The following is a 15,921-nucleotide window of genomic DNA, read 5'->3' on the forward strand; positions in this document are numbered from 1 at the left end:
GATAGAAGATTTTGAAGGGAAAACATGACGTTCAAGGCGCCGGATAGTCTTGCCGAGCAAATCGCTCACCACCTCGCCGAACGTATCATTCGCGGCGACCTCAAGCCTGGGGAGCGGATCCAGGAGCAGAAGGTCACACTGGCGCTCAATGTCAGCCGTGGTTCCGTGCGCGAAGCGTTGCTGATCCTTGAGCGGCGGCACTTGATCGCCATCCTGCCGCGCCGTGGCGCCCACGTCACTGAACTCACCGCCCACAAGGTGCAGAGCCTGTGTACGTTGATGGGCGAGCTGTACATCCTGCTGGGTAACGCAGTAGCCGAAGGCTGGCAGACCCAGGCCGACATGGCGCCGTTCGTGCAGATCCAGCAACGCTTGGTGAGCAGTTTCGAGCACCAGGACATCCGTGCCTTCGTTGAAGAAAGCTTCAACGTGATGCGCGCCGCCTATCCCTTCGCCAACAATCCGTATTTGCAGGAAACCGTCGAGAACCTGCAGCCGGCGATGAACCGCGCCTATTACCTGGCCCTGGATCAGCGCAAGGCAGAAATGAGCGAGTACCTGGCGCTGTTCGAGCAGTTGCTCGCCGCTGTATTGGCCCGTGACCTGCCGCAGATTCGCATGGTGCTCTCCGCTTATGGCCAGCGCAGTTGCTCGCTGGTCATTACTGCCCTGGCGGATGCCTAAGCGTGCGGCTCAAGTGCATCAAACTGGCGGGGTTCAAATCCTTCGTCGACCCGACCACGGTGAACTTCCCCAGTAACATGGCGGCAGTGGTGGGGCCCAATGGCTGCGGCAAGTCGAATATCATCGACGCCGTACGCTGGGTGATGGGCGAGAGCTCTGCAAAAAACCTGCGTGGCGAGTCGATGACCGACGTCATCTTCAATGGCTCCACCAGTCGTAAACCGGTGAGCCAGGCCAGCATCGAACTGGTGTTCGACAACTCCGACGGCACGCTGGTCGGTGAGTACGCCGCCTACGCGGAAATCTCCATTCGCCGCAAAGTGACCCGCGACAGCCAGAACAGTTACTTCCTCAACGGCACCAAGTGTCGGCGCCGGGACATTACCGACATCTTCCTTGGCACCGGCCTGGGCCCGCGCAGCTATTCGATCATCGAGCAGGGGATGATCTCCAAGCTAATCGAAGCCAAGCCTGAAGACCTGCGTAACTTTATCGAGGAAGCGGCCGGCATCTCCAAGTACAAGGAGCGCCGCCGCGAGACCGAAAACCGCATTCGCCGTACCCACGAAAACCTCGCCCGCCTGAGTGACTTGCGCGAAGAGCTTGAGCGTCAGCTTGAGCGTCTGCACCGCCAGGCTCAGGCCGCCGAGAAGTATCAGGAATACAAGGGCGAAGAACGCCAGCTCAAGGCCCAGTTGTCGGCGCTGCGCTGGCAGGCTTTGAACGAGCAGGTCGGCCAGCGCGAAGCGACCATCGGCACCCAGGAAATCAGCTTCGAGGCCCTGGTGGCCGAGCAACGCAACGCCGACGCCAGTATTGAGCGCCTGCGAGACGGTCACCATGACCTGTCTGAACGCTTCAATCTGGTGCAGGGGCGCTTCTATTCGGTGGGCGGTGACATCGCCAGGGTCGAACAGAGTATCCAGCACGGTCAGCAACGTTTGCGTCAGTTGCAGGAAGACTTGAAAGAGTCCGAGCGCGCCCGGCTGGAAACTGAATCCCACTTGGGCCACGACCGCACCTTGCTGCTGACCCTTGGCGAAGAGCTGGGCATGCTCACCCCCGAGCAGGAAGTCACCAGCGCCGCCGCCGAAGAAGCCGCCGCGACCCTGGAAGAATCAGAGACCACCATGCACGTTTGGCAAGAGCAGTGGGACGCCTTCAACCTGCGCTCCGCCGAACCGCGCCGACAGGCCGAGGTGCAGCAGTCGCGCATCCAGCAACTGGAAGCCAGCATGGAGCGCCTGGGCGAGCGCCAGCGTCGCCTGGGGGAAGAGCGCGTGTTACTCGCCGCCGACCCGGAGGACGCGGCGATCCTGGAGCTGAGCGAGCAATTGGCCGCCAGTGAAATGACCCTTGAAGAGCTGGAAGCCAGCGAAGAACAGCAGGTGGAGCGCCTGGAGCAACTGCGTCAGCAGCTGCAACAGGCGACTCAGGCGCAGCAGCAGGCCCAAGGCGACTTGCAGCGGCTTAACGGTCGATTGGCATCTCTTGAGGCATTGCAGCAAGCGGCACTGGACCCGGGCACCGGCACCGCCGAATGGCTGCGCGATCAGCATCTGGCCGAGCATGCGCGTTTGGCCGAAGGCTTGAAGGTTGAGGCCGGTTGGGAGCTGGCGGTGGAAACCGTGCTCGGCGCCGATCTGCAAGCGGTGTTGGTGGATGATTTTGGCGGTTTCGACTTGGCAGGTTTTGCCCAGGGTGATTTGCGCTTGCTCAGTCCGGCGGCGGACGGTGCGCGTGTGCCCGGCAGCCTGCTGGAAAAGGTCGAGGCGGCAATTGACCTGTCACCCTGGCTCGGTCAGGTCAAACCGGTGGAAACCCTTGAGCAAGCCTTGGCCTTGCGCGGCCAGTTGGCCAACGGCGAAAGCCTGATCAGCCGTGACGGCTACTGGATCGGCCGGCACTTCTTGCGGGTGCGTCGTGCCAGCGAAGCGGAAAGCGGCGTGCTGGCCCGAGGTCAGGAAATCGTCAATCTGATCGCCGAACGCGAAGAGCACGAAGCCACTCTCGAAACGCTGGAAAGCCAACTGCAAACCCTGCGCGCCACCCAGCGCCAGCAAGAGACCGGCCGCGAACACTTGCGTCGGTTATTGCAGGACGAAGCGCGCCAGCAAGGCGAATTGAAAGCCCAGCTGTCGGCGAGCAAGGCCAAGGTCGAGCAACTGACTTTGCGCCGCATCCGTCTTGATGAAGAAGTGGCCGAGATGGGCGAGCAGCGCGCCCTGGAACACGAACAAGTCGGTGAAGCACGCCTGCAATTGCAGGAAGCCCTCGACAGCATGGCACTGGACACTGAGCAACGCGAGTTGCTGCTGGCCCAGCGCGACAGCCTGCGCGAGCGCCTGGATCGGGTGCGTCAGGAGGCTCGCCAACACAAGGATCACGCCCATCAACTGGCGGTGCGCCTGGGTTCCTTGCGGGCACAACACGACTCCACGCGCCAGGCCCTTGAACGTCTAGAGATGCAGTCCGAGCGCCTGACCGAAAAGCGCGAGCAACTGAGCCTTAATCTGGAGGAGGGCGAAGCCCCGTTGGAAGAACTGCGGCTCAAGCTTGAAGAGTTGCTCGACAAGCGCATGACCGTCGACGAAGAACTCAAGACCGCACAAATCGCCCTGGAAGATGCCGACCGCGAACTGCGGGAAGCTGAAAAACGCCGGACCCAGGCTGAGCAACAATCACAACTGATCCGTGGCCAGCTCGAACAGCAGCGCATGGAATGGCAGGCGCTGACGGTGCGGCGCAAAACCCTGCAAGACCAGTTGCTGGAAGACGGTTACGACCTGCACGGCGTCCTCGCCACCTTGACTGTCCAGGCCAACGAGAAAGAGGCCGAGGAAGAACTTGAACGAATTGCTGCACGTATTCAAAGACTGGGGGCGATCAACCTCGCTGCCATCGATGAGTATCAGCAGCAGTCCGAACGCAAACGTTATCTGGACGCCCAGGACGCAGACCTGGTGGAAGCCCTCGATACCCTGGAAAACGTGATCCGCAAGATCGACAAGGAAACCCGTAACCGCTTCAAAGATACCTTTGATCAGATTAATAGCGGTTTACAGGCCTTATTCCCAAAAGTTTTCGGTGGCGGCAACGCTTACTTGGAACTGACGGGCGAAGATCTACTCGATACAGGGGTGACGATCATGGCGCGGCCTCCGGGCAAGAAGAACAGCACTATCCATTTGTTGTCCGGCGGCGAGAAGGCCCTGACCGCATTGGCGCTGGTATTTGCTATCTTCAAGTTGAACCCGGCGCCGTTTTGCATGCTCGACGAAGTTGACGCCCCGCTGGATGACGCTAACGTTGGACGGTATGCCCGACTGGTTAAAGAGATGTCCCAGACGGTGCAGTTCATCTATATCACCCACAACAAGATCGCCATGGAGATGGCTGATCAACTGATGGGGGTGACAATGCATGAACCGGGTTGTTCGCGGTTGGTGGCAGTGGATGTCGAAGAAGCGATGGCGATGGTGGACGCCTAGCGGCGAGCTGTTAGTTTCAAGCCGCAAGCTGCAAGTGAGTTGGCTTGAAGCCTGTAGCTTAGGGCTTGTAGCTCTCAGTTGGCGCCTGCTGTAGGAGATTGCCTATGTTGTCGAAAAGATGGCAAATCGACACAATTTGCGCCAACTGTGTAAAGTTATCTTTGGTCGTGCTAGTTTAATGTCAATTTATAGTATGCGTGGGCAAAACGTCATTCAGAACATAGAGTTGGCGCCACGTTTTAAAGCGGTTTGCACGGTGCTAAACCCCTTATTTTTCAGCATTTTTTATAGAGGCAAGGGATTACATGGAAATCGGTCTGCGCGAGTGGCTGATCGTCATCGGCATTATTGTCATTGCCGGTATTCTTTTTGATGGCTGGCGCCGGATGCGTGGCGGCAAGGGCAAGTTGAAATTCCGTCTGGATAGAAACCTGTCCAATTTGTCGGACGATGACAGCGGTACCGAATTGCTGGGGCCGCCCCGTGTCCTGGATACCCATAAAGAACCGCAACTGGACGAGCACGATCTGCCGTCGATGAACGCTCCCGTTCGGGAGTCAACAGGTAAGCGTGGCAAGCGTGGTGGCGAACCTCACCAGGGCGACCTGAACCTGAATCTCGACCTGGATGGTGGCCCGAGCATCAGCAGCCGCGACGACGATTTTCCGGACGAAGGCCAGCCGAAAAGCAGCCATCGTGAATCGGTGAAGGATCAGCCAGCCGCCGAAGAAGTTCTAGTGATCAGCGTGATCTGCCGTGACGCCGCCGGCTTCAAAGGCCCGGCCTTGTTGCAAAATATTCTGGAAAGTGGCCTGCGTTTTGGCGAGATGGATATTTTCCACCGCCACGAAAGCATGGCTGGCAACGGCGAAGTGCTGTTCTCCATGGCCAACGCGGTCAAGCCGGGCATCTTTGATCTGGACGATATCGACCATTTCAGCACCCCGGCGGTGAGCTTCTTCCTCGGCCTGCCAGGCCCGCGTCACCCCAAGCAGGCGTTCGACGTCATGGTGGCCGCAGCCCGTAAGCTGTCCCAGGAACTCAATGGCGAACTCAAGGACGACCAACGCAGCGTCCTGACCGCCCAGACCATCGAACACTACCGTCAGCGCATCGTCGAGTTCGAGCGTCGTGCCCTGACACAGAAACGCTGAGGCTTACCCCTCGGCGTTGTCGATAGAATAAGCGCACTAACATATTGAGCAGCTTCGGCTGCTCTTTTGCTTTATGAGAGAACACCCATGACCGCCGCCCATACCCGCATCCTCGAACTGCGCGCTGAACTGGATCAGCACAACTACCGTTACCACGTCCTCGACGAACCGAGCATTCCGGACGCCGAGTACGACCGGCTGTTCCACGAGCTCAAGGCATTGGAAGCCGAGCACCCGGATTTGGTAACCCGTGATTCGCCCACCCAGCGAGTCGGCAGCGCGGCGTTGTCAGCCTTCACTCAGGTGCGTCACGAAATCCCGATGCTCAGCCTGGGCAACGCCTTCGATGAAAGCACCATGCTGGAATTCGATCGCCGGGTAACCGAAGGCCTGGACCTGCCGGTGGGTGATCTGTTTGGCGGTGGAGCGGCGGTGGAATATAGCTGCGAGCCAAAGCTCGATGGCCTGGCGGTCAGCCTGCTGTATCAGGAGGGTGAGCTGGTGCGCGGCGCCACGCGTGGCGACGGTACTACTGGCGAAGACATCAGCGTCAACGTGCGCACCGTGCGCAATATTCCGCTCAAGTTGCAAGGCAAGGGCTGGCCGGCGACCCTGGAAGTGCGCGGCGAAGTGTTCATGTCCAAGGCCGGTTTCGAGCGGCTGAACGCCACGCAATTGGAAGTCGGCGGCAAGACCTTCGCCAACCCGCGCAACGCCGCCGCCGGCAGCCTGCGTCAGTTGGACTCGAAGATCACTGCCAGCCGCCCGCTGGAGTTCTGCTGCTATGGCCTCGGCCAGGTGACTGCCGATATCAGTGACACTCATATCGGCAACCTGCAGCAACTGCAAAAGTGGGGCATGCCCATCAGCCATGAGCTGAAGTTGGCCAAAGGTATCCAGGAATGCCTGGACTACTACCGCGATATCGGCGAGCGCCGTAATGCCTTGCCTTATGAAATTGACGGCGTGGTGTTCAAGGTCAACAGCCTCTCTTCCCAGCGTGAACTAGGCTTTCGCGCCCGGGAACCGCGTTGGGCGATTGCCCATAAATTCCCGGCGCTGGAAGAGCTCACCGAGCTGCTGGACGTTGAATTTCAGGTCGGCCGCACCGGCGCCGTGACGCCGGTGGCTCGCCTGAAACCGGTCAAGGTTGCTGGCGTGACAGTGTCGAACGCGACGTTGCACAACATGGACGAAGTGGCGCGCCTGGGCTTGATGATCGGCGACACAGTGATCATCCGTCGTGCCGGTGACGTGATTCCGCAGGTGGTTTCGGTGGTGGCCGAGCGTCGCCCGGAAAATGCCCGTGCGGTGCAGATTCCCGAGCGTTGCCCGGTGTGCGGTTCCCACGTCGAGCGTACGCAACTGGTTAAGCGCAGCAAGGGCAAGGAAACCATCAGCGAAGGTGCGGTGTACCGATGCGTTGGCCGGCTGGCCTGTGGTGCGCAGCTCAAACAGGCGATTATCCATTTTGTCTCTCGACGAGCCATGGACATTGATGGCCTGGGCGACAAGACCATTGAGCAGTTGGTGAATGAGAAACTGATCGGCTCGCCGGCGGACCTGTACAAGCTCAAGTACGAGCAGATCATCGATCTGGAAGGCTTTGCCGATGTCTCCAGCAAAAAACTGATCACCGCCATCGAAAACAGCAAGGCACCGACTCTGGCGCGGTTTATCTACGCCCTTGGCATTCCCGATGTCGGCGAGGAGACCGCCAAGGTGCTCGCTCGCTCCCTGGCCTCCCTTGAGCGCGTTCAGCAGGCGTTGCCGGAAGTGCTGACGTACTTGCCGGATGTTGGCCTGGAAGTGGCCCATGAAATCCATAGCTTCTTTGAAGACCGCCATAACCGGGAAGTCATTGGCGCCTTGCTGTCCAAGGACGAGTGCGGGCTGGAGTTGCAGGAGCAGGGCGACCTGAGCGCCGAGTTTGCGGCGAGTACCACGTTGGGCGGTCTGCTGGACAAGCTGCACGTGCCCTCGGTAGGTCCGGGCGCTGCGCAGAAACTGGCGGACAAGTTTGGCTCCCTGGATGGGGTGATCAAGGCCGATTGGCTGGACATGCGCCAGGCGTTGCCGGAGAAGCAGGCCAAGGCCGTGCGCGATTTCTTCGACATCGAAGAAAATGCCCGCCGGGCGTTGGCCATTGAGCAGCAGCTCAAGGACTTCGGTATGCACTGGCAGAGTGAAAAGAAAGTCGTCGAAGGCTTGCCTGAAGCGGGGCACACCTGGGTGCTCACCGGCTCCCTGGAGCTGATGAGTCGCGATGTCGCCAAGGAGAAGCTGGAAAGCCTTGGCGCCAAGGTGGCGGGTTCGGTGTCGGCGAAAACCCATTGCGTGGTAGCGGGGCCTGGGGCGGGCTCGAAGCTGGCCAAGGCCAGCGAGCTGGGGTTGAAGGTGTTGGATGAAGAGGCGTTCGTGGGGTTTTTGGCCAGGCACAACATCACCGTCTGATGTCTTTTGTTGCGAGGGGGCTTGCCCCCGTTGGGTTGCGTAGCAGCCCCAAAACCCAGCATCGAGTTCTGTCTGAAAAAAACTCGGTGACTTTATTAGGGCCGCTACGCAGCCCAGTGGGGGCAAGCCCCCTCGCTACAGGAAGTCCGCTTGTCACAAGTAATCGGTATTGAATAAAAACTGGAACGATTAGCGCATAACCATGATCTAGTCTTGGCATGTCCCAGGGAGAGATTGCCATGTACCGCTTCTTCGAGCAGCTCAGTTCGCGCATTGCTGCGCCGTTCATGGTCGAGCAGTCGCGCAACAGCAAGGTCTGGCAGTGTCGCTGTGGGCAGTCGCTGTTTTTTCGTAACAGCCAATGCCTGGCTTGTTCGGCATTGCTTGGGTATCAGCCGGAGCAGAGCCGGCTGTCGTCTCTCACGCCTGGGCCGTACGCTGGGACGTGGCAGTTGGATGCCGAGCCTGACTGTGGGTTGTTTCGCCGCTGCGCCAACCTCGACACCCCGGCCGCCTGCAACTGGCTGCTGCCCACCGATAACGGCCAAACCTTATGCGTGGCTTGCAGCCTGAACCGCACAATTCCCGACTTGTCGATCCCGGAGAACGCCGAGCGCTGGCGCAAAGTGGAAACCGCCAAGCGCCGTTTGGTGGCGCAACTCATCAGCTTGGGCCTGCAGGTCATTCCCAAGGCGGCCGATGAAGGCGCCGGCCTGGTTTTCGATTTTGTCGGCATCGACCTGGAAGGTAATGCACCCACCACCGGTCATGCCAACGGCCTTATCACCCTCGATATCAAGGAGGCCGACGATGCCCATCGCGAGAGTATTCGCGTGCAGATGCGCGAGCCCTACCGCACCTTGCTCGGTCACTTGCGCCATGAAGTGGGTCATTACTATTGGGATCGGCTGATCGTCAACGATCATTGGTTGGAGCCCTTCCGCCGGTTGTTCGGCGACGAGCGTGCCAGTTATGCCGACGCCCTGGATCATTACTATCAAAACGGCCCGCGCCCGGACTGGCAGCAAACCTGCGTCAGCGCCTACGCCACCATGCACCCCTGGGAAGACTGGGCAGAAACCTGGGCCCATTACCTGCACATGATGGATGCAGTGGACACGGCGCTGGGCTTTGGTATGAGCGCACGGGAGATGGACCTGGACTATCAGCCTTTTCCCCTTGGCACCCTCTACGATCCAGAGCATCCCGGCGCCGTGGCGTTCCTGTCGTTCGTCAATGCGTGGATCGAATTGGCGGCAATGCTCAACGAGCTATCACGCAGCATGGGGCAGCCGGATTTCTACCCGTTCGTGTTGCCACCGGCGGTGATTGCCAAGCTGCACTTTATCCACTTGGTGATCCAGCAAGAGGGTGGCAGGGCGGATGAGGTATTGCAGGCGCAATAACACAGCCGCGGGCAAGTGCTTGAGCCCCAACATTTTTTAATCCGGTGCAACGGTTGTAACTTCCGATCAGATCGGTACAATGGCGCGGCTTGCCGAGAGGCGAGTGTCGTTATGGTGACTCCATCGGTCCCCCCGCAACGATTACCCGTGAACCTGGTCAGAGCCGGAAGGCAGCAGCCACAGCGGGAACATTGTGTGCCGGGGTGTGGCTGGTGGGGTTGCCTCCATAACGTCCGCCCATGAGCGGATGTCGCTACAAAGCCGTACCCTGCGGTAAATCTCAAAAAATACTTTTCAATAACTTCGCTGATGCTCTCTGCGTAGTCATTTTGCGTGTCTGTCGTTTACCCACCGACGCAGCTCGACGGGTGCCTGAGTCAACTGGCGGCGCGTTAGCCGAACGTCTCCCGCAGCAACCCGGCGAATGCATCCCGGGCCAGGTGGCGCTGGGTGTCCTTGTGCCAGAACAGAAGATTGTCGACGGCCGCCAGTTCGTCAAAACGATAGGAAGTGAGCTGGTTGCTCTGTTCGTAACGGGCAAGGATGCCTTCCGGTGCCAGCGCTACGCCAACGCCAGCGCTGACGCAGCCGATGATCGTGCCCCAACTGGCATAGCTGGCGATGGCCGGCTTGATGTCGTGGGGTTTGAGCCAGTTTTCCAGGGCTGCTCGGTAAGGACAGCCCTGCGGCCAGACCAGCAAGGTGCGCCCTGCCAGGTCCCGTGCGTCCTTAATGGGGGCGCTGGTACTGCTTGCGATCAGCACCAGGCGTTCGCTGTAGACCACGCTCTGTTCGAGTTTTGGTCGTTTGGCCCCGGCGGCCACCAGGGCAGCATCGAGGCGATGGTGCTGCAAGTCATCGAGCAATTGCGACCAGGCGCCGGTGACCAGTTCTAGGGTCACCTCTGGATAACGCCGATGGTATTCGGCAAGTAATGGAGGCAGGCGGCCGCTGGCGCTGGATTCCACTGCGCCGATGCGCAATTTGCCGCGGGGGATGGCGTTGCTGTCGACGGCGCGTTTGGACTCCTCCACCAGGGCGAGAATACGCTCGCAGTAATCAAGGAACACTTCGCCTGCAGCGCTGATCGCCAACCCGCGTCCGGCACGAATAAACAGCGCCGTGCCCAGTTCGCTTTCCAGCTGCTTGATGCGCGTGGTGATGTTGGACGGTACGCAGTGCAGTTGCAGGGCGGCCTGGGCCACGCTGCCGGTTTGCGCCACGGCTCTCACCATCTTCAGTTGCGCCAGTTCCATCGCTCAGTTCCAGTGATTACAGAAGTCAGAATCGGTTAATTGTCCTGCGCCTTGCGCAGGGCAAGACTGACGGCGTTCCCATTCTGTTTCTGGACGCCATCGATGAATGCCCCGTCACCCGTAAAGCTTACGCTAGTCACCGCCAGCGTGATCCTCTGTTGGGCCTATTCACCCATCGGTATTCATTTGGGATTGCACAGCTACAGTCCTGGTCAGTTGGCCTTGTTGCGATTTTTGATTGCGTCGGTGTTCATGGCGGGCGTGGCGCTGGTTGTGCGCATTGATCGGCCGCGACTGCGGGATCTGCCGTGGCTGCTGGTGCTGGGTTTTTTCGGGATATTCCTGCATCACCTCTGCCTTAACGTTGGTCAGCAATGGGTCACGGCGGCGGCTTCCAGTGTGTTGGCGCAGTCAGTTCCGTTGTTCAGTGTGTTGGTGGCGTTTTTCTGTTTGAAGGAAGTGGTAAGTGGCTGGCGCTGGGGCTGTGTGTTGCTGGGGCTACTCGGAGTGTTAGTGGTGATCTGGGGCGATCATGGTGTAGGTGAGATCGACCCGCGCGGCCTGCTGATCTTGCTGGCGGCAATCTCCTGGAGTTTCTATTTTGCCATCCAGAAGCACTATTCCCGTCGCTACAGTCCGCTGACCAGCGTGTGCTACACGGTCTGGTCGGGGGCGTTGCTGCTTTGTTTCTATTTGCCCGGCCTGCCTGAGGCCGTGAGCCAGGCGCCGCTGCGGGTCAACCTGGCGGTGCTGGTGCTGGGTGTCTTCCCCAGCGCCCTGGCGTACCTGGCCTGGGCCTTTGTGTTAAAGCACGTTGAGGTCAGTCGCGCTTCGGTGGCCTTGTACCTGGTGCCGCCGGTGGCAATGGTGATGGCAGCGACGATGCTCGGCGAGCAGGTTTCCCTGCGGGTGCTGCTGGGCGGCCTGATCGTGTTGGTCAGTGTCGGCGCCATCAGCCTGGAAGGGCGCTGGCGAAGAAGAGCCAGTAAAGGCGTTGCCCAGCCTCAGCAAGTCTAGGGGGCTGTCCGGTCAGTTCATGTCAGGAGTCTTTAAGAAAAGAGCAGGCAGCGTAAGCTGCCTGCTCTTTTTATTACGGACGCTTCTGTTACGAGCTCTAAGGCTTGGACAAGGCCTGGTCTACCGCCGCAATCAGCTTTCCCAGATCATTCGGGGTGGCTTTTTGAATGACACCAAACAGATAAGCGCGCTGTTCATCCTCGTCGACCAGGTCTGCGAAAAAGACTTTCAGCTTCACTTCCAGCGCCTCTGCGAACAAGAACAGAGCCTCCACGCTGGGTGTATAGGTGCCGGTTTCGAAGCGGCTGATGGTTTTAGGGTCAAAACCGGTTTTTTCACCTAGTTCAGCCTGAGTAAGCCCTGCGACCTTGCGGTAACGTCTGATGGCTGGACCCAAACTTGAAATGTGCATCGCTCAATTCCCATTTAGAATCAAGAACTTAACGATAAATATTTGGATTAGACAACCGCTTGTACCATCACCTTTTCTTGCAAAATGTGATGTAATTCGTAGAATCAACATTTAGGACAAGTATTTAGTGGTCTCGTTTCAGAAGGCAGGTTTATGAAACAGGAAATCATTGTGCTCTCCTCGTTCACATAAATCGGACGCTTGGCAGGGACTTTAACGTCGCTCGTCAGCGCCACGCAGCATCCCGCCTCCCGTGCCAGATACCTGAATTCAAGCCTAGTTGATCTTCGTCGAATCAACGGTGAATCGCTGGGCAAAATCTTGGGTTTTCCGTCGATTGTGGCCAACTCGCCGATTGACGGCACAGCCTGTCTGGAAATACGAATCCGCCTGCGGGGCCTACCCGGCCGTCGGCAGAGCGATCGAACGCTGTCCATGGAGCTTTAACGTGCGTCTCAACTTGCCGGTCACCGCTGTTGAACAGACTTTTGGGGAGCAGCAACGGCTAATTTCCGCAACTGACGTCAACAGCCACATTACTTACTGCAACGCCGAGTTTGCCGCCATGAGCGGCTTTACCCAGGCGGAGCTGATCGGCAGCCCCCACAACCTGGTGCGCCATCCGGACATGCCGCCCGCAGTGTTCGAGCTGATGTGGAGTTACCTCAAGGCCGGTCACAGTTGGATGGGCGCCTGGGCTCAGCAGCGTCTGGGGCGACAGCTCGAACAGATTGTTCAGCACACACCCAACACCTTTTCCGATCCCATCAGTGCGTTGACCTACAGCGATGCGTTGGGCCCGGCTGCGCAGTTGGAAATGATCCTGATCAGCGAAGACGCGCGCTTGAAAACCGCCCTCACGCGCCTCAGCGACCTGGCCAGCCAAATGGCTGAAGCAGCCGCCGATTCCAGCGTGCTGTCGAGCAATACCGAGTCAGCCTTGTTGGAGCAACGCGCCGAAACTGACATGACCGCCGCCGCCATGACCGAAATGGCCGCCTCCATTGCCGAAGTCGCCGTGCATGTGCAGCAGACCGCCGGCGAAGCTCACACCGCCAATACCTTGGCCGAACAGGGCAGCGAGGTGGCCGGGACCTCCCGTGAGGCTATCCAGCTGCTGGCCGGTACCGTCACCCAGATCAACCAGGCTGTCGGCAATCTGGCCGGGCAGACTCAGGAAATTCGCGTGGCCGCGAGCATGATTCAGGCAATCGCCGATCAGACCAATCTGCTGGCCCTCAACGCTGCCATCGAAGCCGCACGGGCCGGCGAGCAGGGTCGCGGTTTTGCCGTGGTAGCCGATGAAGTGCGGGCGCTGGCGGGCAAGACCCGTGAGTCGACCCAGCAGATCCAGGGCATCATTCAGAACCTGCGGGCCGCCGCCTCCCAGGAGCAATCCCACGTCGCCGAGGAAGTTTCGCAACAAATCAACAACGTCGCCGCCACGGTGCAAAAGACAGCGGGCAATGCCAACGCTGCAGTCACCCGTGGCCGGGAACTTGAAAGCATCTCTTCCGGGTTGCGTGCCCTGGTCGAACGGTTCAACCGCTAGCCACCCAGAGCCTGACTCATGGATGAGAAATATCGCAGGGCCGTGGATGCCGCCGCCATTTTTTCCGAGACCGACCTGGCCGGCAGCATCACCTACGTCAATGATCAGTTCTGCAGCCTGTCCGGCTACAGCCGGAAGGAGTTGCTGGGGAAAAACCATCGGATACTCAGCTCCGGATTGCATCCGGCCGGGTTTTTCCAGGGCATGTGGCTCGCCATTACCCAGGGCAAGATCTGGCGTGGGGAAATTTGCAACCGGGCCAAGGATGGCACGCTTTATTGGGTCGACAGCACCATGGTGCCGCTGCTGGATGAGCGCACCGGGCAGGTGCAGAAGTATGTGTCGATTCGCTTTGATGTCAGCGAAAAACGCCAGTTGCTGCACACCTTGCAATGGCGGGTTGGCCACGATGTGCTGACCGGCTTGCCAAACCGCGCCTACCTTTCCGAATTGCTGATCCAGTCCCTGGAGTTTTCCCGCAGCGAGGACATTCCCTTGGCCGTGTGCATGCTCGACCTGGACGGCTTCAAGGCAGTTAACGATGGCTACGGTCACGCGTGTGGCGACCTGCTGCTGGTGGAAGTGGCCAGCCGCCTGCGAGAGATCATCCGTGGTGAGGACGTGGTCGCCCGGTTGGCTGGCGACGAGTTCGTGTTGATTCTGCGTTACGTACGGGATGCCGACGAACTGAACGCCGCCTTGTTGCGTATCCTCAAGTCCATCTCCGAGCCCTATTCGATCCAGGGCCTGGAGATCAACGTGTTCGCCAGCATCGGTGTCACGCTGTTTCCCTCTGATGACGAGGACGCCGACACCTTGCTACGCCACGCCGACCAGGCCATGTACGTAGCCAAGCAGAGCGGGCGTAACCGCTTCCAGCTGTTTGATGTGTCCCTGGAGCAGGAGGTCAAGGCCACCCACCAGACGGTGGAGCAGGTACGCCAGGCACTGGCGGCAGGTGAGTTGTGCCTGCATTACCATCCCAAGGTGAACCTGCGCTGCGGTACGGTGGTGGGTTTTGAAGCGCTGTTGCGCTGGCAGCATCCCGTGCGCGGCCTGGTGTTTCCGGGGGATTTCCTGCCGTTGATCGAGCAGACCGATCTGATTGTCGACGTGGGTGAGTGGGTGATGGACCAGGCGCTGGCGCAGATGCATCAGTGGCAGGGCGCAGGGCACTCCTGGTCGGTCAGCGTTAACATCGCGGCACGGCATTTCCAGCGGGCAGATTTTGTCGACCGATTACAGCAGTTGTTGGCGCAGCACCCCGAGGTTGCACCGCAGATGCTTGACCTGGAAATCGCTGAATCGGTAGCCATCGACAATATCCAGCGAGTCACCCATCACCTGGAAGCCTGCCAGGCGTTGGGGGTGCAGTTTTCCCTGGATGATTTCGGCACGGGTTACTCATCCTTGAGCTACCTCAAGCGGCTGCCGACCCAGACCATCAAGATCGACAAGTCGTTTGTGCGCGACATTCTCCATGACAAGGACGATCTGGCGCTGACCCAGGCCGTGATAGGCCTGGCCCGTGCGTTTGGCCGCGAAGTGATCGCCGAAGGCCTGGAGACCCTGGAGCATGGCCAGTTATTGATGCGCATGGGCTGTGAAGTGGCGCAGGGCTATTTTTTCGCCCGGCCGATGCCGGCTGCCGAGGTGCCGGGGTGGGTAGACGGCTTCTCGCTGTCATCTGCTACGGGGAGTCAGGTGTAGGGCTCGCTGTCCCGGTATACAGCTTGATGATCTCATCAACTTCCCCTGACATTTTCATCCGCCAGAGCGTGCTCAGAATCTCCTGAACCGGGAGGGCAGGGTCGTTGCGCACATAACAGCCCAGGCTTTGTTCCTCTACGACGGCCACTGTATGAAGTCGTTGCGCCACCGGCAGTTTCTGGTTGAAGCGATTCAGTGTCCACTCGTTGATGACCGCGTACTTGAAACGTCCGGCCACCAGTTTTTGCAGCACTTGCTCCTCGTTACGGGCGTCATCGCGCTTGAGTTGACCGCTGGCGAAGCGCGGTTCGAGGGTTGGGTAGCTGTAATTGAGCACCGTGCCGATCTGCTGCGGCGCCAGGCTGCCCAGTTGCACCGACAGCGGCGGCAAATGGGCGCTGACCAGCACATTGCGCTGGACCCACAGCGGGATACTCCAGCTGTAGTCGCCGGACAGATTGCTCAACCAGGCTTGCGTGACATAGCAGCGCACATCGATTTCTCCGTGCTCCATGGCGGGGGTGATGCGCGCCCGGGCCAGGACCTGGAACTGTGCCGGGCGGCCAACCTGGGTCGCCAGGCTCAGCATCAGGTCATACAAAATACCCTGGGTCGGCTGGCCCTGCTCGATTTGCACCATAGGCATGGCCCAGCTGTCGGAAATGGAGAAGCGCAAAGGTGCGGGCACAGCCAGGCTGACGGTGGTGATCATCCATAAGGCGCCCAGGACTACGCGCATAAACTCTCCGGGTTCAGCCCTTAATAGGGCTTGGTTAGACCAGCTT

The 15,921-nt window shown here is 59.5% G+C and carries 10 protein-coding genes, 1 other RNA gene and 2 pseudogenes; 10 read left to right on the forward strand and 3 right to left on the reverse strand.

Annotated features, from left to right (window positions below; all coding sequences use genetic code 11):
* Positions 1 to 24 precede the first annotated feature (24 nt).
* From AAEZ06_RS12655 to ffs, 6 genes are all read left to right on the forward strand, one after another.
* Entirely contained in the window at positions 25 to 684 is a 660-nt protein-coding gene (locus AAEZ06_RS12655; protein ID WP_149412849.1) for a GntR family transcriptional regulator, read from the forward strand.
* Positions 685 to 686: 2 nt separating this feature from the next.
* Positions 687 to 4,175 carry a chromosome segregation protein SMC gene (gene smc, locus AAEZ06_RS12660; protein WP_149412850.1) on the forward strand — a complete coding sequence of 1,163 codons (3,489 nt, stop codon included), beginning with the start codon at positions 687 to 689 and terminating at the stop codon, positions 4,173 to 4,175.
* Positions 4,176 to 4,480: 305 nt separating this feature from the next.
* Positions 4,481 to 5,329: a cell division protein ZipA gene (gene zipA, locus AAEZ06_RS12665; RefSeq protein WP_350614528.1), complete on the forward strand. Its 849-nt coding sequence runs from the start codon at positions 4,481 to 4,483 to the stop codon at positions 5,327 to 5,329.
* Between the two features lie 87 nt (positions 5,330 to 5,416).
* Positions 5,417 to 7,783, forward strand: coding sequence for an NAD-dependent DNA ligase LigA (gene ligA, locus AAEZ06_RS12670; RefSeq protein ID WP_350614530.1), 2,367 nt, complete (start codon positions 5,417 to 5,419; stop codon positions 7,781 to 7,783).
* Between the two features lie 239 nt (positions 7,784 to 8,022).
* Complete coding sequence (locus AAEZ06_RS12675; RefSeq protein WP_350614532.1) at positions 8,023 to 9,189, forward strand: zinc-binding metallopeptidase family protein; 1,167 nt, start codon at positions 8,023 to 8,025, stop codon at positions 9,187 to 9,189.
* Positions 9,190 to 9,310: 121 nt separating this feature from the next.
* Positions 9,311 to 9,407: signal recognition particle sRNA small type (ffs, locus tag AAEZ06_RS12680), an RNA gene on the forward strand.
* Between the two features lie 174 nt (positions 9,408 to 9,581).
* Here ffs and AAEZ06_RS12685 read toward each other — a convergent pair.
* Positions 9,582 to 10,445: a LysR family transcriptional regulator gene (locus AAEZ06_RS12685; protein WP_350614534.1), complete on the reverse strand. Its 864-nt coding sequence runs from the start codon at positions 10,443 to 10,445 to the stop codon at positions 9,582 to 9,584.
* 102 nt (positions 10,446 to 10,547) lie between these two features.
* On the opposite strand from AAEZ06_RS12685, the gene AAEZ06_RS12690 reads away from it, so the two are divergent.
* A complete protein-coding gene (locus AAEZ06_RS12690; RefSeq protein ID WP_149412855.1) occupies positions 10,548 to 11,462 on the forward strand; it encodes a DMT family transporter in 915 nt (304 codons plus the stop codon).
* A 97-nt stretch (positions 11,463 to 11,559) separates the two neighbouring features.
* Here the strand turns inward: AAEZ06_RS12690 and AAEZ06_RS12695 are convergent, their stop codons facing one another.
* Positions 11,560 to 11,874: a helix-turn-helix domain-containing protein gene (locus tag AAEZ06_RS12695; protein WP_149412856.1), complete on the reverse strand. Its 315-nt coding sequence runs from the start codon at positions 11,872 to 11,874 to the stop codon at positions 11,560 to 11,562.
* Positions 11,875 to 12,322: 448 nt separating this feature from the next.
* Here AAEZ06_RS12695 and AAEZ06_RS28560 point away from each other — a divergent pair.
* The 3 genes and pseudogenes from AAEZ06_RS28560 to AAEZ06_RS12705 form a co-directional block, all read left to right on the forward strand.
* Positions 12,323 to 12,574: pseudogene (locus AAEZ06_RS28560) on the forward strand (PAS domain-containing protein); the annotation flags it as partial.
* A gap of 504 nt (positions 12,575 to 13,078) precedes the next feature.
* Positions 13,079 to 13,426, forward strand: a pseudogene (locus AAEZ06_RS28565) (methyl-accepting chemotaxis protein); the annotation flags it as partial.
* A gap of 18 nt (positions 13,427 to 13,444) precedes the next feature.
* Complete coding sequence (locus AAEZ06_RS12705) at positions 13,445 to 15,136, forward strand: putative bifunctional diguanylate cyclase/phosphodiesterase (protein ID WP_149412858.1); 1,692 nt, start codon at positions 13,445 to 13,447, stop codon at positions 15,134 to 15,136.
* Here the strand turns inward: AAEZ06_RS12705 and AAEZ06_RS12710 are convergent.
* Positions 15,117 to 15,875, reverse strand: a complete 759-nt coding sequence (locus AAEZ06_RS12710) for a substrate-binding periplasmic protein (protein ID WP_149412859.1) — start codon at positions 15,873 to 15,875, stop codon at positions 15,117 to 15,119. The two genes, AAEZ06_RS12705 and AAEZ06_RS12710, sit on opposite strands and share 20 nt — an antisense overlap.
* Positions 15,876 to 15,921 lie beyond the last annotated feature (46 nt).

The organism is Pseudomonas sp. HY7a-MNA-CIBAN-0227 (assembly GCF_040310325.1).
Lineage (GTDB): Bacteria > Pseudomonadota > Gammaproteobacteria > Pseudomonadales > Pseudomonadaceae > Aquipseudomonas.